This is a genomic window from Streptomyces sp. NBC_00328 (assembly GCF_036139655.1).
Lineage (GTDB): Bacteria > Actinomycetota > Actinomycetes > Streptomycetales > Streptomycetaceae > Streptomyces.
Genome location: NZ_CP108013.1, coordinates 3,350,815 through 3,372,702, shown reverse-complemented (window position 1 = coordinate 3,372,702; position 21,888 = coordinate 3,350,815). Strand labels below are relative to the sequence as shown.

The following is a 21,888-nucleotide window of genomic DNA, read 5'->3' as shown; positions in this document are numbered from 1 at the left end:
GATCCCCGTTCAGACGGTTCGTGCGGATCGACGGTACGAGACCACAGCGTACGAACCGAACGCCAGCAGCCAGGCGATCAGCACCGCCACCGCCGTGAGGTCCGGCGCCCGGCCCTCGGTGACCGACACGCCGAGCTGCGCGAAGCGGTTCGTGGGCGTGTACGCCGAGACCGAGCGCAGCCAGCCGGGGAAGAGGGCGAGCGGGAACCACAGGCCGCCGACCACCGCCAGCCCCAGATTGCACACCATGTTCGCGACACCCGTCGTCTGCGCGGTCATCCGGTATCCGTTGCCGAGGCCCAGCAGGGTGAAGGGGACCGAGCCGAGCCACAGCAGCAGGGCCGTCGCGGCCCACTGCCAGGCGTCCAGCCGTACGCCGTTGACCAGGCCGCCGGCCGCGAGCACCGCGACGATCGCGGGCAGCACGGTCACCGAACCGGTCAGCGCCCGCCCGAGCACCACCTCGCGCGACGTCATCGGGGTCACCCGGAGCTGCCGCAGCCAGCCGGTCACCTTGTCCTCGGCGACCCCGCCGCCCGTGTTCAGCGCCGAGCCGACCGCCCCGTACGCGGCCATGCCGACCATCGACGCGGTCTTCCACGCGCCGTCGTCGCCACCGCCGAGGTTGGTGAACAGCAGGTACATCATCACCGGCATCGCGATGCCGCCGATCACGAAGCCGGCGTCGCGCAGCGTCCGGCGCACTTCGAGCCGCAGATAGTCGAACATCACACCGTCTCCCGGTCGTGCGAGGTGAGGGCCATGAACGCGTCGTCCAGGGACGCGGGGACGACCTCCAGGCGGCGTATCGCCCCCCGCTCGGCCAGCGCGATCACCGTCGCGTCCGAGTCGTCCGTGCGCAGCCGGGCCCGGGGCCCGCGCACCTCCACGGCCACCACGCCGGGCAGCAGCGCCAGATCCTCCGTGCCGAGCCCCGCCAGGTCGAAGGAGACCAGATTGCCGCCCGCCGACCGCCTGAGCTCCGCCCCGGTCCCGTTCGCGACGATCCGCCCCCGGTCGACGACGACGATCCGGTCGGCGTGCGCGTCGGCCTCCTCCAGGTAGTGCGTGGAGAACAGCACGGTGTGGCCGCGCCGGGCGTAGGCCCGCATCGACTCCCAGAACGCGTGCCGTGCCTCCACGTCGAGCGCTGCGGTGGGCTCGTCGAGCACGATCAGCGCGGGATCGCCGGCGAGCGCCACCGCGAACCGCACCCGCTGCGCCTGCCCTCCGGACAGCCGGTCGACGCGCCGCCCGGCCAGTTCCGTGATGCCCGCGAGCCGCAGCGCCTCGGCCACCGGCAGGGGCGCCGGATAGCGGCCCGCCACGAAGGACACCAGTTCCTGGACGGTGACCCGCGGTACCGGCCGGGCGTCCTGGAGCATCGCGCCGACCCGTCCGGCGCGCACCGACTCCTGCGGGCTGCCGCCGAAGAGCGCCACCGAGCCCTCGTCCGGCTCGTTCAGCCCGAGCAGCAGGGAGATCGCCGTCGACTTGCCCGCGCCGTTGCGGCCCAGCAGCGCCACCGTATCGCCGCTCGCCACGTCGAGGTCGAGACCGTCCACGGCGCGCACGTCGCCGAACGTCTTGACCGCACCCCTGAAGCGCACTGCCGGTGTCGTCCCCGTCGGCGGCGGTGCGGACGTTCCCCGCGGCTCGCGCGCCGTTGTCCCCGTTGTCCGTGTCATGAGAACGACGCTAGAGGTCCGGGGCGGTGCCCCGGCAGATGCACTTGTCGGCGATCGGCCGGGACAAATGTCACGGCCGTCGGCGCGACGCGTTCCCCTGAAGGACCGGTACGGCCACTCGATCTGACATGGCGTCAGTAGTCTTCACAAGTACTGCACGCTGGGCTATACAAGGGTGCGCCGGACTGGAACGCGTTCTAGAACGAGCGGGTTCCACGGCCCAGTGTCGACCTCGGTGCGGCCGACGGTGCGGACGGCCGCACCGAGGTCTTTCGCGCAGTCGAGTCAGGAGCCCCATGCCCATTGACGCCGCCAAGGCCGTCGCAGCGGAACCGCGGACCGGCGAGATCGCCTGGAGCCACAAGGACGTCCAGCTCTACCACCTGGGCCTGGGCGCGGGCGTCCCCGCGACCGACCCCGACGAGCTGCGGTACACCCTCGAATCCAGGCTGCACGTCCTGCCGAGCTTCGCCACCGTCGCGGGCGCCGGCTCACCGGGAGTGATCAGCGGGCTCTCGATGCCCGGCGTCGACGTCGACCTCGCCCGCGTCCTGCACGGCGGCCAGAGCGTCCGGCTGCACCGCCCGATCCCCGCCGAGGGCACGGCCACCGCCACCGGGCGCATCGCCGCGGTCTACGACAAGGGCACCGCCGCCATCCTCGTCATGCGCACCGAAGTGGCGGACGCCCAGGGCCCGTTGTGGACCAACGACGCCCAGATCTTCGTGCGCGGCGAAGGCGGCTGGGGCGGCGACCGCGGACCGGGCACCCGCCTCGAAGCCCCCGCCGGCCCGCCGGAGCGAACCGTGGAACGCCCGGTCCGCGAGGACCAGGCCCTGCTCTACCGGCTGTCCGGGGACTGGAACCCGCTGCACGCCGACCCCGAGTTCGCCAAGCTCGCCGGGTTCGACCGGCCCATCCTGCACGGGCTCTGCACGTACGGCATGACGCTCAAGGCCGTCGTCGACACCCTGCTCGGCGGCGATGTGACCCGGGTCCGCTCGTACACCACCCGTTTCGCCGGAGTCGTCTTCCCCGGCGAGACCCTGCGCATCCGGATGTGGCGGAGCGACGGCCGGGTCCGGGTAGCGGTGAGCGCGGTCGAGCGGGAGGACGCGCCGGTCCTCGCCGACACCGTCGTCGAACACGTCTGACACCCGTACGAACCGTCCTGAGGGGAGCCGCACCATGCGCGCAGCCGTACTGCACGAGATAGGCCAGGACAAACTCGAGGTCCTCGACGACGTCGAGGCGGTGGGCTTCGGGCCCGGCAAGGTGCGCATCCGGGTGCGGGCCACGGGACTGTGCCACTCGGACCTGTCCGCGATGAACGGTGTGCTGCCCCAGCCCGCGCCGTTCGTGCCCGGGCACGAGGGAGCCGGCGAGATCACCGAGGTCGGCGAGGGCGTCACCCATGTGAAGCCCGGCGACCGTGTCGTCATCTGCTGGCTTCCCGCCTGCGGCGCCTGTCCGGCCTGCAAGCGGGGTCAGACCGAACTGTGCCTGGCTGGATTCATGAACGCGGGCACCCCCAACTTCAAGCGCCCCGGCGGTGACGTCTTCGGCTTCGCCGGCACCGGCACCTTCGCCGAGGAGGTCGTCGTCGCGGCCGGCTGCGCGGTCCCCGTCCCCGACGACGTGCCCTTCGACATCGCCGCCCTGATCGGCTGCGGCGTCACCACCGGACTCGGCGCGGCCCTCAACACCGCCGACGTGGAAGCCGGTTCGTCGGTCGCCGTGATCGGCTGCGGAGGCGTCGGCATCTCCGCGATCCAGGGCGCCCGGCTCATGGGGGCCGCCGAGATCGTCGCCGTCGACCCGGTCGCCTCACGCCGGGAGGCCGCCCTCGGCTTCGGCGCCACCAAGGCCGTCTCGCCCGACGAACTCGCCGACGCCAAACAGTCGGTGACCGCGGGCGAGGGCTTCGACTACGTCTTCGAGGTCGTCGGCAAGTCCGCCACCGCGCGCGCCGCCTACGACCACACCCGCCGCGGCGGCACCCTCGTGGTCGTCGGCGCCGGCGCCATGGACGACTTCCTCCAGCTCAACATGTTCGAGCTGTTCTTCGACGAGAAGCGCATCCTGCCCTCCATGTACGGCGGCGGGGACGTCCTGCGGTCCTACGAGCGCACGATCGCCCTGTGGCGCGCGGGCCGCATCGACCTCGAAGGCCTGATCACCCACCGGGTGCCGCTGGCCGGGATCAACGAGGCGCTCGACCAGATGCGTTCGGGCACCGCGCTCCGGACGTGCATCGAGATCTGACCCGGGCGGCCGCCTGCGCGGACCTCCACCACAACCGCTAAGGACCCTGATGTCACTGCCACTCGAAGGGCTCACCGCGATCGTCACCGGCGCGGGCCGCGGGCTCGGCCGGGCCGAGGCGCTGGAACTCGGCCGGCTGGGGGCGGCCGTCGTCGTCAACGACTACGGACAGCCAGGACGGGACGGGTCGGGCGCGGCCTCGGCCACCCCGGCCGAGGAGGTCGCCGCCGGGATCCGTGCGGCGGGCGGCCGGGCCACAGCCCACACCGGGGACGTCGCCGATCACGAACAGGCCCGCGAACTGGTCGAGTCGGCCGTCGCGGAGTTCGGGAAACTGGACATCCTCGTCAACAACGCGGGCATCCTGCGCGACCGGATGGTCTTCTCGATGACCGAGGACGAGTGGGACTCGGTCATCAGGGTCCACCTCAAAGGCCACTTCAACACCACCCACTTCGCCTCCGCGCACTGGCGGGCCCGCGCCAAGGCGGCCGACGGTCCCGTCTACGGACGGATCGTGAACACCTCCTCGGAAGCCTTCCTCGCGGGTTCCGCCGGACAGCCCAACTATGCGGCGGCGAAAGGCGGGATCGTCGGCCTGACCACCTCGACGGCGCTGGCACTCGCCAAGTACGGCGTAACGGCCAACGTCATCTGCCCGCGCGCCCGCACCCGTATGACAGAGGACGTCTTCGCCGGACTCGGACAGCCCGACCAGGGCCTGGACCCGCTCGCCCCCGAGCATGTCGCCCCGCTCGTCGGCTACTTGGCCTCGCCCGCCGCCGGGCACGTCAACGGGCAGCTCCTCGTCGTGCACGGAGGGATGGTCGCGGTCGTCGAACGCCCGCGGGTGGCCGCGAAGTTCGACAGCAAGCAGGACACGTTCAGCCACGACGAACTCGACGCGCTGCTCACCCCGTACTACGCGCAGCGCCCGAGCGGCGAGACGTTCGCGGCGATGGAGGTCCTGGGGCTCAAGCGGGAGGGCGCTCCGCACTGAGCGGACGTCCGCCGGCGAGAGACCCGTACGCCCCATGCGGATACAGCGATACAGCCCCGCTCGCCATGGTGCGAGCGGGGCTGTATCCCGGTTTCTGCTTGCCGTGAGATTCGTCAGGCCGTCGTGGCCGACTGGCCGGACGGCTTGCGGTGGCGGCCCTGAGTGGGCGCCTCGCCGTCGTGGCCGGAGACCGGGCCGCGGTGTCTGCCGTGGCCTTCGGACCAGGCCGCCGACGTCTCGTGGACGTCCGTGCCCGGTGCTTCCATGGTGCTCGAGTCGTTCATTGAAGTGTTCACCCCGTATGCAAGATCCTTCTTTACAGCCGGGGGAGTCTAACGTGCGGTCATCGCACGGGAGTCGGAGGGTGACGTTTCTTCGCCCGTACTGCCCCTTTTCTCCTTGTCCGTGTGGGCGGGTACACACGGACCCCCGGATTCCGCGGGCGTCCGCGGCAGGGTGGCGAGTGTCCCCGCCACGGTGGTGAGCGCCGAGGCCGGTCGGGTGTCGGAACCCGGACGGCCGACCGCGGGCCTCAGGGTCACCTGGCCCCTGAACTCGCCGACGGCCGGCAGCGCGTCGCTGGTCCCGTCCCCGAGAACGGTGCCGCCCGCGGGTGTTGTACCGGCCCGGGTGCCGAGGCTCATGCCGGCCGGGGGCGTTTCGGCGACCTTGGTCCAGAGACCGGGCTCGGTGGTGGAGGCCCCGGCGACACCGGTGACGCCCGCCCACGGGTTCGGCGGGAACGGCTCGGCGGGAACGGCGGAGGGGCTCGCGACGGCCGGGAGGGGGCCGGTGGTCCCGTGACCGGGGCCCGCGACGGCCGGGAGCGGCTCGGCGGTCCGGGCGCGGTGACCCGCGACGGGCGGGAGCGGTCCGGCCGGGAGGGGTCCTTCGACGGACGGGGTCCCGCCGTCGGCACGGGTACGCGCGGTGACCCCGGCACCGTTACCGGCATGCGTGACGGCACCGGCAGCGGCACCGGCCCCCCGACCCGGATGGGTGTCGGCCCCGGTGGCGGCCGTGGTCTCGGTGCCGGAGCCGATGTCGGGACCGCCACCGATTCTCATGACCGGGGGGAGCGGCTGTGCCGTTTCGACGACGACGGTCATGCCGCCCGGAAGCGTCCCGTCGGCCCTGGTCCTGAGGCCCATGCCGGGTGGGGGCGTTTCGGCGACCTTGGTCCAGAGGTTCGCCTCGGTCGTGGGTGTTCCGGCGGGCTCGGCCCGGCGCTCCGGCGCGGGCGCGGGCGGCAGGAAAACCCTGGTCCAGCGGCTCGGCTGGGGCCGGGCGGCCGGTTCGCCGGATTCGGGGGCGCGTCGCACGACCGGCCGGGACGGTTCGGACTGTCCGTCGGCGGGCCGCACGACCGGCGGGAGCGCCCCGCCGGGCTCGTGGCCGGGGTTCGTGTCCGCCCGCCGCGCTTCCGCGGGGGAGGCGGAGGACGTCCTGGGGGTGAGGCTCGCGACCGTCGACAGCGGCTCCCCGCCCCCGGGCGCGGGGCCCGTACCGGCGGACGGCACCCGGTGTCCGTCGAGGGCGCGGACCGCGTCGTCCTCCGGGGCGCGGGCGGTGCCGCTGCCCAGGGCCAGGTGGGCCGGGAGTGCCCGGGGCGGCTCGGCTCCCGGGGCCGGGTGCGGCCGGCCGACCGGGCGGTCCGTCCGCAGGTGTGCCTGCTGGAGCGGGACCGGCCGCGGTGCGGGGAGCCCCGGGGAAGCCGGATCCCCCGTGTCCGGCTTCCCCGCACGCTCGGGCGCTTCCAGCCGGGCGACACCACACGGGACGGCACCCGTGGCGTACGGCAGGCGGAGCACCCCCTCGGCGGTCCACAGCCCGGTGCCGGGGAACCAGCCCTCCGGCACCGGACGGTGGTGGATCCGGCGCTCGGCCGGGCGCCACACACCCACCCAGGTGCCGCCCGGCCCGTCCATGCGCAGGGCGACCGCGCAGGACTCCGGGGTCAGCACCTGGCCCGGCTGGATCGCGAACGGGCTGACCGAACAGCCCGTCGCGGACAGACAGTCCGGGAAGCGGACGGGCAGGGTGCTGCCGAGCACGCCCCAGCCGAGACGGTCCCGGCCGGGGGACGGCGCGTCGGACCGGATGAGCAGAAGTCCGCTGTCCGCGTCCGCGAGGAGCAGCCGGTCGTTGCTGTGCTCGGCGATCTGGAGGAGCGGCGACACCTCTCCGCCGCGCTCCAGATCGACGACCACGGTCTTCGTGCGGCCGTTCTGGAAGCGGTCGAGCGCGAGCAGGCGCCCCGTGCCGTCCAGCCACACCCCTCCCGAGCAGTGGCCCGGCACCTCGGCCAGGTGCTCCGGGCCGAACGCGCCGCCCGCCACCAGCCACACCGCCGTCGACCCCCGGCCCACCGCGAGGGCGTAGGCGCGCTCCCCGTCCGGCGCGGGCGGCAGCAGCCGCAGCACGGTGCCCGCGTCGGGGCACTCCACCGCGCCCAGCGGGAGCTCGCCGGTGCCCGGCCCGGTCGGATACAGGAGGGAGAAGGCGTGGCGCCCGTCGTCCACCCGATGGATCAGCACCCTGCCGTCGGTCAGCGGCAGCACCTCGGTGCCCGGCTCCTCCGGCTGCGGACCGGGCAGCGGCACGGCGTACGGCTCGGGGCCGTCCAGGGTCCAGCGCTCCGGGTACCAGGACTCGCCGTCGCGGGCGAGCCGTGCTCCGTAGGTGCCGTCGGCGGTGAGCACGCAGACGGGAGGAGCGGCCCACCGGCTCGCGCTGTCACCGTACTCGCCGCCGTTCGCGCGCTCGCTCCGCAGCATGGGTTCTCTCGCACCGGCCGTCATCGTTCGGTCACCTCCGGCGACGAAGGTAGTTTTCGTACGCACAGGCGGGGGAGCGACGGGCTGTTGCTTCACACATAAGGGTGGCCCTGTCGGGATTCGCCTGAGGGAACGGGTCGGATGTGCTGAACCATGGCGGGAAGGCGCGCGCCGGGAGGGGCGGGATCCACGTCCCGGCGGCCGCCCCGGCACGGGCCCCGCACGTCCGCCGGCCGTCCCGGCAGGAGCCCGTGGGCCGCGACCGGTCGGACAGGGACATAAGACAGGTAGCCTTTTCCCCGTGCCCCGTCTGTCTGAAGTCATCGCCGCGCTCGACGCCCTCTGGCCTCCGGAGCGGGCCGAGGGGTGGGACGCGGTCGGTACCGTCTGCGGCGACCCCGACCAGGACGTCACGCGCGTCCTGTTCGCCGTCGACCCGGTCCAGGACATCGTCGACGAGGCGGTGAAACTGGAAGCCGACCTGCTCGTCACCCACCACCCGCTCTATCTGCGCGGTACGACGACGGTGGCGGCCGGCACCTTCAAGGGCCGCGTCGTGCACACGCTGATCAAGAACGACATCGCGCTGCACGTCGCCCACACCAACGCCGACCGTGCCGACCCGGGAGTCAGCGACGCGCTGGCCGGGGCCCTGGACCTGCGGGTCGTACGGCCCCTCGTGCCCGACGCGACCGACCCCGAGGGACGCCGTGGCCTCGGCCGCGTCTGCGAGCTGGACCATCCGCTGACCTTGCGCGAACTCGCCGCCCGGGCCGCCGAGCGGCTGCCCGCCACCGCGCAGGGCATCCGCGTCGCGGGCGACCCCGAGACGCTGGTGCGGACCGTCGCGGTCAGCGGCGGCTCCGGGGACAGCCTCTTCGACGACGTCCGCGCCGCGGGCGTGGACGCGTTCCTCACCGCGGACCTGCGGCACCACCCGGTGTCGGAGGCCCGCGCCCACAGTCCTCTCGCGCTGCTCGACGCGGCGCACTGGGCCACCGAGTGGCCCTGGTGCGAGCTGGCCGCCGCCCAGCTCGACGAGATCTCCGACCGGAAGGGATGGGGACTGCGCGTCCACGTCTCCCGGACGGTCACCGACCCCTGGACCGCCCACGCGGCCTCACACACCGACACATCAGGAGCCCCCAACTGAACGCCGAGCCCGCCGACCAGATCCGACTTCTCGACGTCCAGGCACTCGACGCCCGCCTTCAGCAGCTCGCGCACAAGCGGAGGTCGCTGCCCGAGCACGCCGAGATCGAGTCGCTGAACAAGGACCTCACCCAGGTGCGCGACCTGCTCGTCGCCGCGCAGACCGAGGAGAGCGACTGCGCCCGCGAGCAGATCAAGGCCGAGCAGGACGTCGACCAGGTGCGTCAGCGCGCCGTCCGCGACCAGCAGCGCCTCGACTCGGGTGCCGTCACCTCCCCCAAGGACCTGGAGAACCTCCAGCGCGAGATCGTCTCCCTCGCCAAGCGCCAGGGCGACCTGGAGGACGTCGTCCTCGAGGTCATGGAGCGCCGCGAGTCCGCCCAGGAGCGGGTCGCCGAGCTGACCGAGCGCGACGCCTCCGTCCAGGCGAAGACCGACGACGCGACCGCGCGCCGGGACGCCGCCTTCGAGCAGTTCGACGGCGAGACGGCGTCGGTCACCAAGGAGCGCGAGGTCATCTCGGCCTCGGTGCCCGCCGATCTCCTCAAGCTGTACACCAAGCTGCGTGACCAGCAGGGTGGCGTCGGCGCCGCCCGGCTCTACCAGCGCCGCTGCGAGGGCTGCCGCCTGGAGCTCAACATCACCGAGGTGAACGACGTGAAGGCGGCCTCCCCCGACACCGTGCTGCGCTGCGAGAACTGCCACCGCATCCTGGTGCGTACGTCCGAGTCCGGCCTGTAGGGGGTCCGGTTCGTGCGGGAGTTCATCGTCGAGGCGGACGGGGGTTCCCGGGGCAACCCGGGGCCCGCGGGCTACGGCTCCGTGGTCATCGACGCGGCCACGGGGGAGACGCTGGCGGAGCGCGCCGAGTACATCGGCGTCGCCACCAACAACGTCGCCGAGTACCGGGGCCTGATCGCCGGTCTGGAGGCGGCCCGTGACCTCGACGCGAGCGCCCGGGTCAGGGTCCGGATGGACTCCAAGCTCGTCGTGGAGCAGATGTCCGGACGCTGGAAGATCAAGCACCCGGACATGAAGCCCCTGGCGGCGCGGGGGGCCCGGGTCCTTCCGGCCTCCCAGGTCACGTACGAGTGGATCCCGCGCGAGCGCAACAAGCACGCGGACCGGCTGGCCAACGAGGCGATGGACGCCGGCAAGCGTGGCGAGGCCTGGTCGCCGTCGGCGTCGACGGCCGAACTGAACGCCCGCGCGACCCGCTCCGCGACACCAGAACCGACGGGCCCGCCCGGCGACGCGACAGCGGGCGCGGCGAAGGCCCGAGCAGCCCTGAAGGAAACCCGCGGCGAAGCGCCCCACGAGGGCCGCGAGGAACCACGCGCCCAGCCTCCGACGGGCGACACCCGGGCGACGGCGCCGGGTGGTACGCACGTGCCCCGTGAGGGGCGCGAGGAACTGCGCGGCCGGCCCGCGCCGGGCGGCAGTCGGGTGACGGCGACGGGTGGTACTCCGTCCCCCGGTGGCGAAGCTGCGATTCCGGCGGTGGGGGCGGTGCCCCGTGAGGGGCGCGAGGAACTGCGCGGCCGGCCCGCGCCGGGCGGCACCCGGACGGCGGCCACGGGTGGCACCCCGTCCCTCGGCGGCGAAGCCGGCAAGGAGGCCGCAGGGCCGGGAGACGCCGGCCGAGCCGGGAAGGCGGACGACGATCAGCGGGCCGCGAGAAACCTGGCCGCCACCCCGACCACCACGCCCGCCGCAGGCTGGAGCGCACCCCCGGACATGGGCGCCCCCGCCACCTTCGTCCTGCTGCGGCACGGCGAGACACCGCTGACCCCGCAGAAGCGGTTCTCGGGCAGCGGCGGCAGCGATCCGTCGCTGTCCGACGTGGGAAGAGAGCAGGCCGAGCGCGTGGCCGCGGCGCTGGCGGCGCGCGGCACCATCCAGGCGATCGTGGCCTCCCCGCTGGCCCGGACCCGGGAGACCGCGGGTGCCGTCGCCGCCCGGCTTGGCCTCGACGTCGCCGTCGAGGACGGTCTGCGCGAGACGGACTTCGGCGCCTGGGAGGGACTGACCTTCGGAGAGGTGCGCGAACGCCACCCGGAGGACCTGAACGCCTGGCTCGCCTCACCGGAGGCCGAACCGACCGGCGGCGGCGAGAGCTTCGCCGCGACGGCGCACCGCATGGCGGCCACCCGCGACAAGCTGATCGCCGCCTACGCCGGCCGCACGGTCCTGCTCGTCACGCACGTCACCCCGATCAAGACCCTCGTACGGCTGGCCCTCGGCGCCCCGCCGGAGTCCCTGTTCCGGATGGAACTGTCGGCGGCGTCGCTCTCGGCGGTCGCGTACTACGGGGACGGCAACGCGAGCGTCCGGCTGTTCAACGACACCTCACATCTGCGCTGACCCGGAATGCGCTGACCCGGAATGCGCTGACCTCGACCGCGCTGATCCCGGCGGCGGCCTCACCCCCGCCGGGCGGCTCGGTCGCGGAGGATCCCGGCGGTCTCCGGGTCCGCCGGGAGGAACGCCTCCAGATGGAGTTCGGCGAGCGTGACGTCCACCGCGGTCGCGAACGAGGTGAGCGTGGTGAGCAGCCTCAACTCGCCCTCCGGGCACCGCAGTCGCAGCGGCACGGCGAAGCCGAGGTAGTCCGCGCCGGGCTCGCTCGCCGGCACGTGAGCCGCCAACTCCGCCACCAGTGCGTCGAGATGGGGGTCGGGGCTGCGCAAGGAGCGGGCCCGCAGGTTCTCCACGATGTGCCGGCCCCAGGCGTCCAGGTTCACCACCCGTGACGCCATCCCGCGCGGATGCAGGGCCAGCCGCAGGACGTTCACCGGCGGTGCCAGCAGCTCGGGAGCGGCTCCCTCGGCCAGGACGTCGAACGCCGCGTTGGCGGCGACGAGTTCACCGCGCGGCCCCGCCACCACCGCCGGATACGGCAGATGCCCTTCGAGGATGCTGTCCAGCGCCTCGCGTACGGGCTTCAGCGCGGCCGCGTCGAGCGCCGACTCGGTGAACGCGGGAGCGTAACCGGCCGCCAGGAGCAGCGCGTTGCGCTCCCGCAGGGTCAGGCCCAGCGACTCGGCGAGCCTGATCACGATCTCTCTGCCGGGGACCGAACGCCCGCGCTCGATGAAACTGACGTACCGCTGGGTCGTCCCCGCACGGGAGGCGAGCTCCAGCTGGCTCACCCGGCGGGCGTGCCGCCAGCGCAGCAGCTCCCGGGCGAAGGGAGGAGGCTCGGTGGGGATACCGGTCGTCATGCGGTCAGTTGTACGTCACGGGTGCGGCGGCGGCACGGCGGCACTCGTCATACCTCGCCGGGAATTGAGCGGGACATCGGCTCCCGCCAGCATGGACGCGACCACTCAGGAGCCCACCCAGGGAGCGGACATGCGTGCCTACCACCTCGAAACGCCCGGCACCGTCGACGGGATCGTGTCACGTGAGTCGGCCCGCCCGGAGCCGGGGCCCCGCGAGATCCTCGTCCGCGTCCGTGCCGCCTCCCTCAACAAGCGCGACCTGCTGATCCTGAGGGGGACCTATCCCCTGAAGGCCGTGCCGGACGTGATCCCGCTGAGCGACGGAGCGGGGGAGGTCGTCGCGGTGGGGCCGGGGGTGACCCGGTTCACGGTGGGCGACCGGGTGGCGGGCACGTACTTCCCGAACTGGCTGGACGGCCGGATCACCCCGGACCGCTTCGACCAGCCGGGCGCCACCCTCGACGGCATGCTGACCGAGTACGCCTGCCTGGGCGAGGAGGCCGCCGTACGCGTTCCCGACCATCTGACCTGGGAGGAGGCGGCCTGTCTGCCCTGCGCCGGGGTGACCGCCTGGCACTGTCTGACGGGCGGCGAGCCGCTCACCCCCGGCCAGACCGTACTCACCCTCGGCACCGGGGCGCTGTCCCTCTTCGTCGTGCAGTTCGCCAAGATGCTGGGCGCCGAGGTGATCGCGACGACATCGAGCGAGGCCAAGGGCGACCGCCTCAAGGCGCTTGGCGCGGACCACGTCGTCGACTATGCCGAGAACCCCGAATGGGGGCGCGCGGTCAGGGAGTTGACCGGCGGTCGCGGCGCCGACCTCGTCGTGGAGACCAACGGGCCCGACACCATCGAGCAGTCGGTGCGCGCCTCCGCGCTCTACGGCCAGATCGTGCTCCTGATCACCGGCAACGGGCGCGGGTCCGGAATCGAGATCTCCAACGCGGCGTACGCGGCGAGTCTGGCCACGATCCGCCGGGTCTTCGTGGGCAGCCGCGCGCACTTCGAGTCCATGAACAGGGCCCTGGAACTGCACGGGACCCGTCCGGTCGTGGACCGCGTCCTCGGCTTCGACGAGGTGCGGGAGGCGTTCCGGTACTACGAGAGCGGCGCGGCCTTCGGGAAGGTGGTCATCCGTGTGAGCTGAACTGAGCCGGGGCGAGGCCTTGTGAGCCGAGCGGGGGCAGAACCGTTTGAGCTGAGCGGGGCGGGCCGTCCGAGGTGAGCCGGGGCGGGCCGCGGCTACCGTCGCAGTGCCGACGCCGCCCGTGCCAGATCCTCCACCCGGCGCCAGTCCCGCGCGGCGACCGCGTCGGCCGGGAGCATCCAACTGCCGCCCACGCAGCCCACGTTGGGGAGCACGAGGTAGTCCGGCGCACACTCGGGGCCGATGCCCCCCGTCGGGCAGAAGCGCGCCTGCGGGAGCGGCCCCGCCAGTGACTTCAAGTAGGCCGTACCGCCCGCCGCCTGCGCGGGGAAGAACTTCATCTCGCGCACCCCCCGTTCCAGCAGCGCCACCACCTCGGAGGTCGTGGACACCCCCGGCAGGAACGGCACCCCGGAGGCCTTCATCGCGTCCAGCAGTCCGTCCGTCCAGCCGGGGCTGACCAGGAAACGGGCGCCAGCCGCCACCGACCCGGCCACGTGCTCCGGCGTCAGGACCGTGCCCGCGCCCACCACCGCGTCCGGCACCTCGGCCGCGATGGCCCGGATCGCGTCGAGTGCCGCCGGGGTCCGCAGCGTCACCTCGATCGCGGGCAGGCCGCCGGCGACGAGCGCCCGCGCCAGCGGCACCGCGTCGGAGGCGTCCGCGATCACGACGACGGGGACGACGGGCGCGAGATCCAGGACGGAGGCGTGCGGAGACGGGGGCGATGACGACGTCATGCCCTCATCCTGCCCGGGGTGCTCATCCTGCGCAAAGGTCGTTGCACATGTTGCAACGCCCGTGAAGTGACAGCCACCGCACGCCGGACGGCCACTCGGGGAACCCCTGTCACCGACGGCCGGTCAGCGGACGCCTGTCACCAGGGCAACCACTCGGCGACCCCCTGTCACCGGACGGCCGGTCGCCGGACGAACGCTCAGTGGATCTCCCTCACCACCACGTCGAGCGCCCACGGCGTGCCCGCCCGGCCCGGGGCTTCCGCCTCCACCGTGTACCCGAGATCCCGCAGCGCCTCCACCAGCTCCGCCGGGTTCTTCGGCGCGGCGTTCGCGGTGAGCAGGCCGCGGACGATCCGGCCCTTGGTCGCCTTGTTGAAGTGGCTGACGACGGAACGCTTCTCGACCCCGTCCACCAGCTGTGCGTGCAGCACCCGTACGGTCGCCGTCCGCCCCGCCACCTCGCCCTTGGGCTTCCACGTCGCGGTGTACGCCGAGGACCGCAGGTCCAGCACGAGCCCGTCGCCGGCGGCTTCGGGGAGCGCGGCGGCCATCGGCGCACGCCAGTGCGCGCCCAGCGCTCCGAGGCCCGGCAGCCTCACGCCCATCGAGCAGCGGTACGAGGGGATCCGGTCGGTCACCCGCACCGCGCCCCACAGCCCGGAGAAGACGAGCAGCGAACGGCCCGCGCGCCGCTTGGCCGCGGTGTCCAGCGAGGCCAGGTCCAGGGCGTCGTACAGGACCCCCGTGTAGATCTCCCCGGCCGGGCGCGTGCCCGCGGTCCTCAGCTCCGTGTTCTTCGCGATCTCGCCCCGCAGGCCCTCGCTCAGCCCGAGCACCTCGCGGGCCTTCTCCTCGTCGGCCACGCACAGTTCGACCAGCTCGTCGAGGACCGCCTGACGGGCCTCCGCGAGACCGGGCAGGGACAACGACTCCGGCTTGAGCGCGGTTCCCCGGCCGGAGGGTGCCTTGCCCTCGGAGGGCGGCAGCAGCACGAGCACGGTTGGTTCTCCTCACGGTGGATACGGACCGCCGTCAGCCTACGGCGTACGCCCGGACCCCCTTCCCGTCCGGCCCCGTCCCTGCCGGGCCTTCGGACCCTGCCGAACCCTGCCAGGCGGGCCCACCGGATACCGCGGGGCCTGCCGAACCCCGGACCCTGCCGAACCCTGCCGGACCGGCGGAACCCTGCCAGGCGGGCCCACCGGATACCGCGGGGCCTGCCGAACCCCGGACCCTGCCGAACCCTGCCGGACCGGCGGAACCCTGCCAGGCGGGCCCACCGGATACCGCAGGGCCTGCCGAACCCCGGACCCTGCTTGATCCCCGGACCCTCCCAAGTCGGCGGCCGGACCCCCGCCACGCGCCGGCCGCGCGGCACCCGCGCGGCCGGCGCGAACCGGTCCCCTCGCCCGGAGGGCGCCCCGCTCCGCGTGCTCAACGGTTGGCCCCGGCCTACGCTCGACCCATGCCCCGCCGTCACTTCCGCGTCACCGGTGCCCCGCAGGCTCCGCTGCGAGCCGCTCTGCGCGCGCTGCGGACCGAGCTCGGCGTCCCCGGGAGTTTCCCGGCCGACGTCCTCGCCGAGGCCGGGCGGCCGGCCCGCCTGCCCGCGTACGACGCGACGGACATCCCCCTCTTCACCATCGACCCGCCGGCCTCCGAGGACCTCGACCAGGCGATGCACCTGTCACGCCGCGAGCGGGGCGGCTACCGCGTCCAGTACGCCATCGCCGACGTCGCCGCCTTCGTGGCGCCCGGCGGAGCCCTGGACGCCGAGGCGCACCGGCGCGTGACGACCCTCTACTTCCCGGACGGCAAGGTCCCCCTCCATCCGACCCGCCTCTCCGAGGGCGCCGCGAGCCTGCTCCCGGGTCAGACCTGTCCGGCCGTCCTGTGGACGATCGACCTCGGCCCGGACGGCCGCACCGAGGTCACCGACGTCCGCCGTGCCCTGGTCCGCAGCCGCGCCAAGCTGGACTACGCGACCGTGCAGCACCGGATCGACGACGGAACCGCGGAGGAACCGCTCGCTCTGCTCAAGGAGGTCGGCACCCTGCGCGAGGCCCTGGAGGTCGAGCGCGGCGGCATCTCCCTCAACGTGCCCGAGCAGGAGATCGTCGAGAAGGACGGGACGTACGAACTCGCCTACCGGGCCCCGCTGCCCGCCGACGGCTGGAACGCGCAGATCTCCCTGCTCGCCGGTATGACGGCGGCCGAGCTGATGCTCGACCACGGCACGGGAGTGCTGCGGACACTGCCCGCGGCGCCGGACGGGGCGGTCGGACGGCTGCGCCGTACCGCTCTGGCCCTGCGCATCGACTGGCCGCACCACGTCTCGTACGCGCAGCTCGTCCGCTCCCTCGACCCGCACCGGCCGCACCACGCCGCCTTCCTCCAGGAGTGCACGACCCTGCTGCGCGGCGCCGGATACACCGTCTTCCGGGACGGGGTGCTGCCCGAGGTCACCGCGCACGCCGCCGTCGCCGCGCCCTACGCCCACTGCACGGCCCCGCTGCGCCGGCTCGTCGACCGCTACGCCTCGGAGATCTGCCTCGCGGCCGCCGCCGGTCTGCCGACTCCCGAGTGGGTCCTCGCGGCTCTCGACGCCCTGCCCAAGGAGATGGCCGACGGCAGCAGGCGGGCCGGCACCGTCGAGCGCGAGTGCGTCGACATCGTGGAGGCCGCACTCCTCAAGGACCGCGTCGGCGAGATCTTCGAGGCCTGCGTGGTGGACGTACAGGAGCACGACCCCACGGTCGGGACCGTGCAACTGGAGTCCCCGGCGGTCTTCGCCCGGATCTCGGGCGGGACGACCGGGCTGCCCCTGGGCGAACACCTGCGGGTCCGGCTCACCCGGGCGGACCCCGGAACCGCGAAGGCGCAGTTCGAACCCGCCTGATCGGGCGACGGACTCCGGCATGAAAACGGGGTCCGCGGGTGTTGCCCCGTAGAGCGGACGCGGCGAGCGCGTCCGGCCACGCCGGCGAGGGAGAGAGACGGCCATGACCGGAGGGGGAGAGGCGACGACCGGGACCGTACGGCGCCGGCCCTCGCGGCACTCCGCGAAGGAGGAGGCCCGCTGGACCCGGACCGTCCTCGGCCGGGACGGCCGGCCCCTGGACCTGCTGACCGCGCGCTTCGACCAGCACCGCTACGCCCCGCACACCCACGACGAGTTCACCATCGGCGTCAGCGTCGGCGGCTCGGAGCTCATCGGCTACCGCGGCGGCCACATCCGCACCGGCCCGGGGTCCATCGTCGTACTGGCCCCCGGCGAGATGCACACCGGCGGTCCCGCCGCCTGCGACGGCTACGCCTACCGGGCCCTGTACGCGGAGCCGTCCCTGCTCTCCGAGGGCGCCGTCGGCGGCGTCCCGCACTTCCGGGAACCGCTGCTCGACGACCCCGAACTCGCCGCCGCGCTGCGCGCCGCGCACACCGAACTGAGCGTCTGCCCGGACCCGCTGGAGGCCGAGTCCCGCCTCCCGTGGCTGCTCGCCGCGCTGACCCGGCGCCACTCCACGGCCCGTCCGGACCGCGACGAGGTCCCCGGGGCCGCGCGCATAGCCGACGCCGTACGGGACCGCCTGGCCGACGAGCTCCAGGCGCCGCCCTCCCTCGCCTCCCTCGCCACGGACCTCGGCCTGTCCCGCTACCAGCTCCTGCGCGCCTTCCGTACGACGACGGGGATACCGCCGTACGCCTGGCTGGCCCAGCACCGGGTGAACCGGGCCCGCCGGCTCCTGGAGTCCGGACTGCGCCCCGCCGAGGTCGCCGGACTCGTGGGCTTCGCCGACCAGGCGCATCTGACCCGCTGGTTCCGCCGCGTGCTCGGCGTGACGCCGGCCGCGTACCGCGCGAGCGTGCTCCCGGCGCCGTAGGACAGCTGGTCACGGCGCCGGCGGCGGTGCGGCGCAACAGCGTTCAAGACGCCCCGCCGGACTGGGACCGAGACTGCAGCCATGACTGCACGCGGCTGGTTTCTGTTCTCCCTGATGGGAGTGATCTGGGGCATCCCCTATCTGATGATCAAAGTGGCGGTGGACGAGGTGTCCCCGTCGGTGGTGGTGTTCACCCGCTGTGCGGTCGGAGCCGCGCTGCTGCTCCCCTTCGCGATCCGCCAGGGGGGCCTGACCGGGACCGTACGGGCCCACTGGCGCCCGATGCTGGCCTTCGCGGTCATCGAGATCATGGTCCCCTGGTGGACCCTCACGGACGCCGAACGCCATCTGTCCAGCTCCACCGCGGGCCTGCTGATCGCCGGTGTGCCGATCGTCGGCGTCGCCGCGGCCCGCTTCCTCGGCGACACGGAACGGCTCGGCGCCCGGCGCGTCACGGGCCTCGCCCTCGGCCTGGCCGGAGTCGCGGTCCTCACGGCACCGCATCTGACCGGCGGCGACGCCCGGTCGCTGGTCGAGGTGCTGCTGACGGTCGTCGGCTACGCCACCGCGCCGCTCATCGTCGCCCGCCGCCTCAAGGACGTCCCCTCGCTCCATCTGACGGCCCCCTGCCTGGCGGTGGCGGCGCTCGTCTACGCCCCCGCGGCGGCCTTCACCCGGCCGGAGGCGATACCTTCCGGACACGTCCTGGCCTCCCTCGCGGGCCTCGGCGTCATCTGCACGGCCGTCGCCTTCGTGGCCTTCCTGGAACTGATCAAGGAGGCGGGCCCGACCCGGGCGACGGTGATCACGTACGTCAACCCGGCGGTCGCGGTCGCGGCGGGCGCCCTCTTCCTGGGCGAACGCCTGACTCCCGGGATCCTCGCCGCCTTCGCCCTCATCCTGGCGGGCTCCGTCCTGGCCACGGCGACCGCCGGTCCCCGGCGTCCCGCCCGCCCGGTACCATGGTCGGCACGGCAGACGAGCCGGGCGGACGGCCGCGTGGAGGTCCTTGTGGACCTTCCCGAGGAACGTCCGGGCTCCACAGGGCAGGGTGGTGGCTAACGGCCACCCGGGGTGACCCGCGGGACAGTGCCACAGAAAGTAAACCGCCGAGAACTCCGGTTCCCGGTAAGGGTGAAACGGTGGTGTAAGAGACCACCAGCGCCTGAGGTGACTCAGGCGGCTAGGTAAACCCCACCCGGAGCAAGGTCAAGAGGAGCCGCTCTCTCGGAAGGGAAGGCGGCTCTGCGCGAACGTTCGAGGGCTGCTCGCCCGAGTTCGCGGGTAGACCGCACGAGGCCGGCGGCAACGCCGGCCCTAGATGGATGGCCGTCTCCCCGGCCGCCGCGAGGCGACCGGGCGACAGAACCCGGCGTACAGCCCGACTCGTCTGCCGCTCAGGGCCTCTGACCAGTAGAAACGCAGGTCAGAGGCTTTTCCGTGTATGGGCGGGTCTCGCTGGACCCTGGTCCGCACCGGTTCAACAGGCCCGTGCGGCTACGTACGCAGCCAAGAAGGTAGCCATGCCTCGTGGCGTCGGCGGGTCGGGAGCCCCGGCAGCTGCTTGCCCGGCCAGGGATCTTTCTGGGTTCCGGATGAAGCTCGGTGCCGGGACTGTCGCGGGGCCTGAGGCTTCCGGTGCCCTGCCGGTTCCGGGACCGAGCTTCGGCGCCGCCCCCGAGGCTGGGGCGACCTTGTTGTCGGGGTACAGGATGCGCTGTGCCTCGGCGAGGTTCACCGCGAAGCCGTAGAACTCCCGGATGTGCCCGTTCCATCGCCCGATCACGCGGGGTGCCTCAGGAATCAGATGCCAGGGCGAGTTGGTGGTGGAAGTCACGGTCGGGGACGTGACCGTGGCGTACGGCGTTGGCGGTGAGTTCCGCCGTGATGAGGGTGAGCGTCTCGTTGACCGGGGTCGTGTAGGGGTGGCCCCAGCCGTTCAGGCGGTGCGAGACGAGTCGGCGGGCAAGGCGGGCACCGCGTGGGGTTGAGGTGAAGCGCATGGTGAACTCGCGTTCGGGTGCGAGGTGCTGTGGCATATGCCCGTTCGGGGGAGTCGCTGACTTCATAGGGTCAACGGTCGCGGACTCTGCGTAGCGTTGACCAGGAGCGATGCGCCGACGGGTACGGGCTGTACACGCGGGCCGTGCGCTTGTACGTGGTGTTGGGCGTGACCGGTTCCCGGGCCCAGAGTTGGCTGACTGGGCGGTTGTACGAGAAGAGCTGCGGCGTGGAGACGAGGTTCAGCAGCCGGAGTACGAGGTCGGAACGGGCATGCGGTGTGTGTTCGGGCGGCAGTTGAAGCTGTTCCGGGAGCGGGCGGGGATGGACCGCGCGAGGCTCGGGTCGCTGACCGGGTACTCGGCCCCGACGATCGCGTCGTTCGAGCAGGCAAGACGTATTCCGCCGCCGAAGTTCATCGACCGGGCCGATGAAGTGCTGCAAGCGGGTGAGGTGTTGAGCGCGAGCAAGGAGGAGGTGACTCGGGCTCAGTATCCGGCGTTCTTTCGGGGCGCGGCCAAGTTGGCGGCCGAGGCGGTTGTACTGCACGTGTACGCCCCCAGGCTGTGCCAGGACTCTTGCGGACCGAGGCGTACGCGCGGGCGGTGTTCGCCATGTGACGACCGCAGTTGGATGACGAGGTCATCGAGCAGCGGTTGGCCGCTCGACCGGCACGGCAGGAGATCTCCTCCCGAGGCCCGGCGCCTTGGTTGCCGGGTGCCGCGCCGACGCTGGCTGCCATGGCGATCAACGTCCGCCCAGAGAAGCTCGGTTCGTGAGGCGGTCGCCTTCCCGGGGGACGATCGACATCGTGAGGGACCCGGCCCGCACGCCACCGTCGCTCGCATGACGAGGCGTCAACGGAGTTGACACAGTCCGGCCCTTGGAGCGCGGGCCTACTGTAGGTTCCTGCTGTGAAACAGGGCAAAGCTATCGAGAACCCCGAGTCGCGCTTCTCCGCGGTGCTGGTGGGCGCAGCGAAGCTTCCGGGTGTGCGTATCAACAGGGAGGCGTACCTCCGAAGCGCGCTGGCTCGCCACTGCTCCGAGGAGGACATCCGAAGAGCGATAGAAGAGACCCCCGCTGCGGCGGGCATCACTGTCGAGGTTCTCGGCAAAGTTGCCAACGACTCCATCCGCTACGAAACCGGCAAGGTCAGCGCTCTCTCCGCCGCCGCCGGGATACCCGGCATCATCGCCCTTCCCGCCACTGTGCCCGCAGACATGGCCCAGTACTTCGGCCACATGCTGCGTATCGCGCAGAAACTCGCGTACCTCTACAGCTGGCCCGATCTGTTCTCCGACGACGGCGACGACCTCGATGACGCGACCATGGGGGTGCTCACGCTGTTCTTCGGCGTGATGTTCGGCACCCAGTCGGCGAACGCCGCTGTGGGGAAGGTCGCCGGGATGATGTCGAAGCAGGTCGCCAAGAAGTTGCCCCAGAAGGCACTCACCCAGGGTGTCATCTACCCGATAGTGAAAAAGGTCGCGGCTTACCTCGGCGTCCAGATGACAAAGCAGTCCTTCGCGAAGACCGTCTCGAAGGCCATCCCCCTCGTCGGGGCCGTCGTTTCCGGCGGGCTCACTCTTGCCACCTACCTTCCGATGGCACGGAGGCTCAAGAGTCACCTCTCCAGCTTGGAGCTGACGAAACCGTCGCACCGAGTCGTGGATGGGGAAGTCGTGGAAGACCACGGACCTTTCGCCACAGCACACGCTGAACAGCGCGGCGCGGACGCCGCTGCCGTCAAGCTGGAGGAACCTCGGTCTTGACACCGCGAGCGCACTCCTGAATTCCGAAGGGGTGGCTGATGCGGCGGGTGTCGCCGAAGGCGCGCATCCAGGCAAGCAGCGCGCGGTAGCCGGCCCGGGTCGTGGAGAACGTTTCGGTGCCCAGGACGTGGTCGTCGGTGTCGATCACGGCAGCGACGTGCAGGTCCTTGTGGGTGTCCACGCCGCCGATGACGACGCGGGAGACGGTGGAATGCTGGCCATGCCGGCCTCCTCTCCC

At 72.7% G+C, this 21,888-nt stretch carries 18 protein-coding genes, 1 other RNA gene and 4 pseudogenes; 13 read left to right on the top strand and 10 right to left on the bottom strand.

Going from position 1 to position 21,888, the window contains the following annotated elements; all coding sequences use genetic code 11:
- Positions 1 to 9: 9 nt before the first annotated feature.
- Together OG485_RS14775 and OG485_RS14770 are read right to left on the bottom strand one after the other, a co-directional pair.
- Positions 10 to 729, bottom strand: coding sequence for an ABC transporter permease (locus tag OG485_RS14775; protein WP_328668775.1), 720 nt, complete (start codon positions 727 to 729; stop codon positions 10 to 12).
- Entirely contained in the window at positions 729 to 1,610 is an 882-nt protein-coding gene (locus OG485_RS14770; protein ID WP_328674452.1) for an ABC transporter ATP-binding protein, read from the bottom strand. The genes OG485_RS14775 and OG485_RS14770 overlap by 1 nt, the downstream gene beginning before the upstream one ends.
- Before the next feature lie 374 nt (positions 1,611 to 1,984).
- Here OG485_RS14770 and OG485_RS14765 point away from each other — a divergent pair, with 374 nt between their 5' ends.
- From OG485_RS14765 to OG485_RS14755, 3 genes are read left to right on the top strand one after another with little or no spacing between them, the layout of a single operon-like run.
- Positions 1,985 to 2,842, top strand: a complete 858-nt coding sequence (locus OG485_RS14765) for a MaoC/PaaZ C-terminal domain-containing protein (RefSeq protein WP_328668774.1) — start codon at positions 1,985 to 1,987, stop codon at positions 2,840 to 2,842.
- 34 nt (positions 2,843 to 2,876) lie between these two features.
- Positions 2,877 to 3,953 carry a Zn-dependent alcohol dehydrogenase gene (locus OG485_RS14760; RefSeq protein ID WP_328668773.1) on the top strand — a complete coding sequence of 359 codons (1,077 nt, stop codon included), beginning with the start codon at positions 2,877 to 2,879 and terminating at the stop codon, positions 3,951 to 3,953.
- A 49-nt stretch (positions 3,954 to 4,002) separates the two neighbouring features.
- Entirely contained in the window at positions 4,003 to 4,953 is a 951-nt protein-coding gene (locus OG485_RS14755) for a 3-oxoacyl-ACP reductase (RefSeq protein WP_328668772.1), read from the top strand.
- 113 nt (positions 4,954 to 5,066) lie between these two features.
- Here the strand turns inward: OG485_RS14755 and OG485_RS14750 are convergent, their stop codons facing one another.
- Both OG485_RS14750 and OG485_RS44020 read right to left on the bottom strand, forming a co-directional pair.
- Complete coding sequence (locus OG485_RS14750) at positions 5,067 to 5,237, bottom strand: hypothetical protein (protein ID WP_328668771.1); 171 nt, start codon at positions 5,235 to 5,237, stop codon at positions 5,067 to 5,069.
- A 48-nt stretch (positions 5,238 to 5,285) separates the two neighbouring features.
- Positions 5,286 to 7,754, bottom strand: a complete 2,469-nt coding sequence (locus OG485_RS44020; protein WP_443048698.1) for a hypothetical protein — start codon at positions 7,752 to 7,754, stop codon at positions 5,286 to 5,288.
- Between the two features lie 277 nt (positions 7,755 to 8,031).
- On the opposite strand from OG485_RS44020, the gene OG485_RS14740 reads away from it, so the two are divergent.
- The 3 genes from OG485_RS14740 to OG485_RS14730 are packed head-to-tail and all read left to right on the top strand — an operon-like array spanning position 8,032 to position 11,246.
- Positions 8,032 to 8,883, top strand: a complete 852-nt coding sequence (locus OG485_RS14740) for a Nif3-like dinuclear metal center hexameric protein (RefSeq protein ID WP_328668770.1) — start codon at positions 8,032 to 8,034, stop codon at positions 8,881 to 8,883.
- Positions 8,880 to 9,623: a zinc ribbon domain-containing protein gene (locus OG485_RS14735; protein WP_328674449.1), complete on the top strand. Its 744-nt coding sequence runs from the start codon at positions 8,880 to 8,882 to the stop codon at positions 9,621 to 9,623. The genes OG485_RS14740 and OG485_RS14735 overlap by 4 nt, the downstream gene beginning before the upstream one ends.
- A gap of 12 nt (positions 9,624 to 9,635) precedes the next feature.
- Positions 9,636 to 11,246, top strand: a complete 1,611-nt coding sequence (locus OG485_RS14730) for a bifunctional RNase H/acid phosphatase (RefSeq protein ID WP_328668769.1) — start codon at positions 9,636 to 9,638, stop codon at positions 11,244 to 11,246.
- 59 nt (positions 11,247 to 11,305) lie between these two features.
- On the opposite strand, the gene OG485_RS14725 is transcribed toward OG485_RS14730, so the two are convergent.
- Positions 11,306 to 12,106 carry a helix-turn-helix domain-containing protein gene (locus OG485_RS14725; protein WP_328668768.1) on the bottom strand — a complete coding sequence of 267 codons (801 nt, stop codon included), beginning with the start codon at positions 12,104 to 12,106 and terminating at the stop codon, positions 11,306 to 11,308.
- A gap of 91 nt (positions 12,107 to 12,197) precedes the next feature.
- Here OG485_RS14725 and OG485_RS14720 point away from each other — a divergent pair, with 91 nt between their 5' ends.
- Positions 12,198 to 13,253, top strand: a complete 1,056-nt coding sequence (locus OG485_RS14720) for a zinc-dependent alcohol dehydrogenase family protein (protein WP_328668767.1) — start codon at positions 12,198 to 12,200, stop codon at positions 13,251 to 13,253.
- 95 nt (positions 13,254 to 13,348) lie between these two features.
- Here the strand turns inward: OG485_RS14720 and eda are convergent, their stop codons facing one another.
- Together eda and yaaA are read right to left on the bottom strand one after the other, a co-directional pair.
- On the bottom strand, positions 13,349 to 13,993 hold the full coding sequence (gene eda / locus OG485_RS14715; RefSeq protein WP_328668766.1) for a bifunctional 4-hydroxy-2-oxoglutarate aldolase/2-dehydro-3-deoxy-phosphogluconate aldolase: 645 nt from the start codon (positions 13,991 to 13,993) through the stop codon (positions 13,349 to 13,351).
- A gap of 197 nt (positions 13,994 to 14,190) precedes the next feature.
- The gene (yaaA, locus tag OG485_RS14710; RefSeq protein ID WP_328668765.1) at positions 14,191 to 14,991 is read right to left on the bottom strand and encodes a peroxide stress protein YaaA; all 801 of its coding nucleotides are present in this window, start codon (positions 14,989 to 14,991) and stop codon (positions 14,191 to 14,193) included.
- 467 nt (positions 14,992 to 15,458) lie between these two features.
- Between yaaA and OG485_RS14705 the strand changes: the two genes are divergently transcribed.
- From OG485_RS14705 to rnpB, 4 genes and pseudogenes are all read left to right on the top strand, one after another.
- Positions 15,459 to 16,892: an RNB domain-containing ribonuclease gene (locus OG485_RS14705; RefSeq protein WP_328668764.1), complete on the top strand. Its 1,434-nt coding sequence runs from the start codon at positions 15,459 to 15,461 to the stop codon at positions 16,890 to 16,892.
- A gap of 103 nt (positions 16,893 to 16,995) precedes the next feature.
- Positions 16,996 to 17,874, top strand: a complete 879-nt coding sequence (locus OG485_RS14700; protein ID WP_328668763.1) for an AraC family transcriptional regulator — start codon at positions 16,996 to 16,998, stop codon at positions 17,872 to 17,874.
- An 81-nt stretch (positions 17,875 to 17,955) separates the two neighbouring features.
- Positions 17,956 to 18,783: pseudogene (locus OG485_RS44015) on the top strand (DMT family transporter); the annotation flags it as partial.
- Positions 18,784 to 18,853: 70 nt separating this feature from the next.
- Positions 18,854 to 19,267, top strand: an RNA gene (gene rnpB / locus OG485_RS14690) — RNase P RNA component class A.
- An 87-nt stretch (positions 19,268 to 19,354) separates the two neighbouring features.
- Here the strand turns inward: rnpB and OG485_RS14685 are convergent.
- Positions 19,355 to 19,660 (bottom strand): hypothetical protein, encoded by a 306-nt coding sequence (locus tag OG485_RS14685; protein WP_328674447.1) that lies wholly within the window; start codon positions 19,658 to 19,660, stop codon positions 19,355 to 19,357.
- A 25-nt stretch (positions 19,661 to 19,685) separates the two neighbouring features.
- Positions 19,686 to 19,913 (bottom strand): annotated as a pseudogene (locus tag OG485_RS14680) (ATP-binding protein); the annotation flags it as partial.
- A 235-nt stretch (positions 19,914 to 20,148) separates the two neighbouring features.
- On the opposite strand from OG485_RS14680, the pseudogene OG485_RS14675 reads away from it, so the two are divergent.
- Together OG485_RS14675 and OG485_RS14670 are read left to right on the top strand one after the other, a co-directional pair.
- Positions 20,149 to 20,588: pseudogene (locus OG485_RS14675) on the top strand (Scr1 family TA system antitoxin-like transcriptional regulator); the annotation flags it as partial.
- Positions 20,589 to 20,789: 201 nt separating this feature from the next.
- On the top strand, positions 20,790 to 21,650 hold the full coding sequence (locus OG485_RS14670) for a hypothetical protein (protein WP_328668761.1): 861 nt from the start codon (positions 20,790 to 20,792) through the stop codon (positions 21,648 to 21,650).
- A gap of 37 nt (positions 21,651 to 21,687) precedes the next feature.
- Here OG485_RS14670 and OG485_RS14665 read toward each other — a convergent pair.
- Positions 21,688 to 21,840 (bottom strand): annotated as a pseudogene (locus OG485_RS14665) (IS110 family transposase); the annotation flags it as partial.
- Positions 21,841 to 21,888 lie beyond the last annotated feature (48 nt).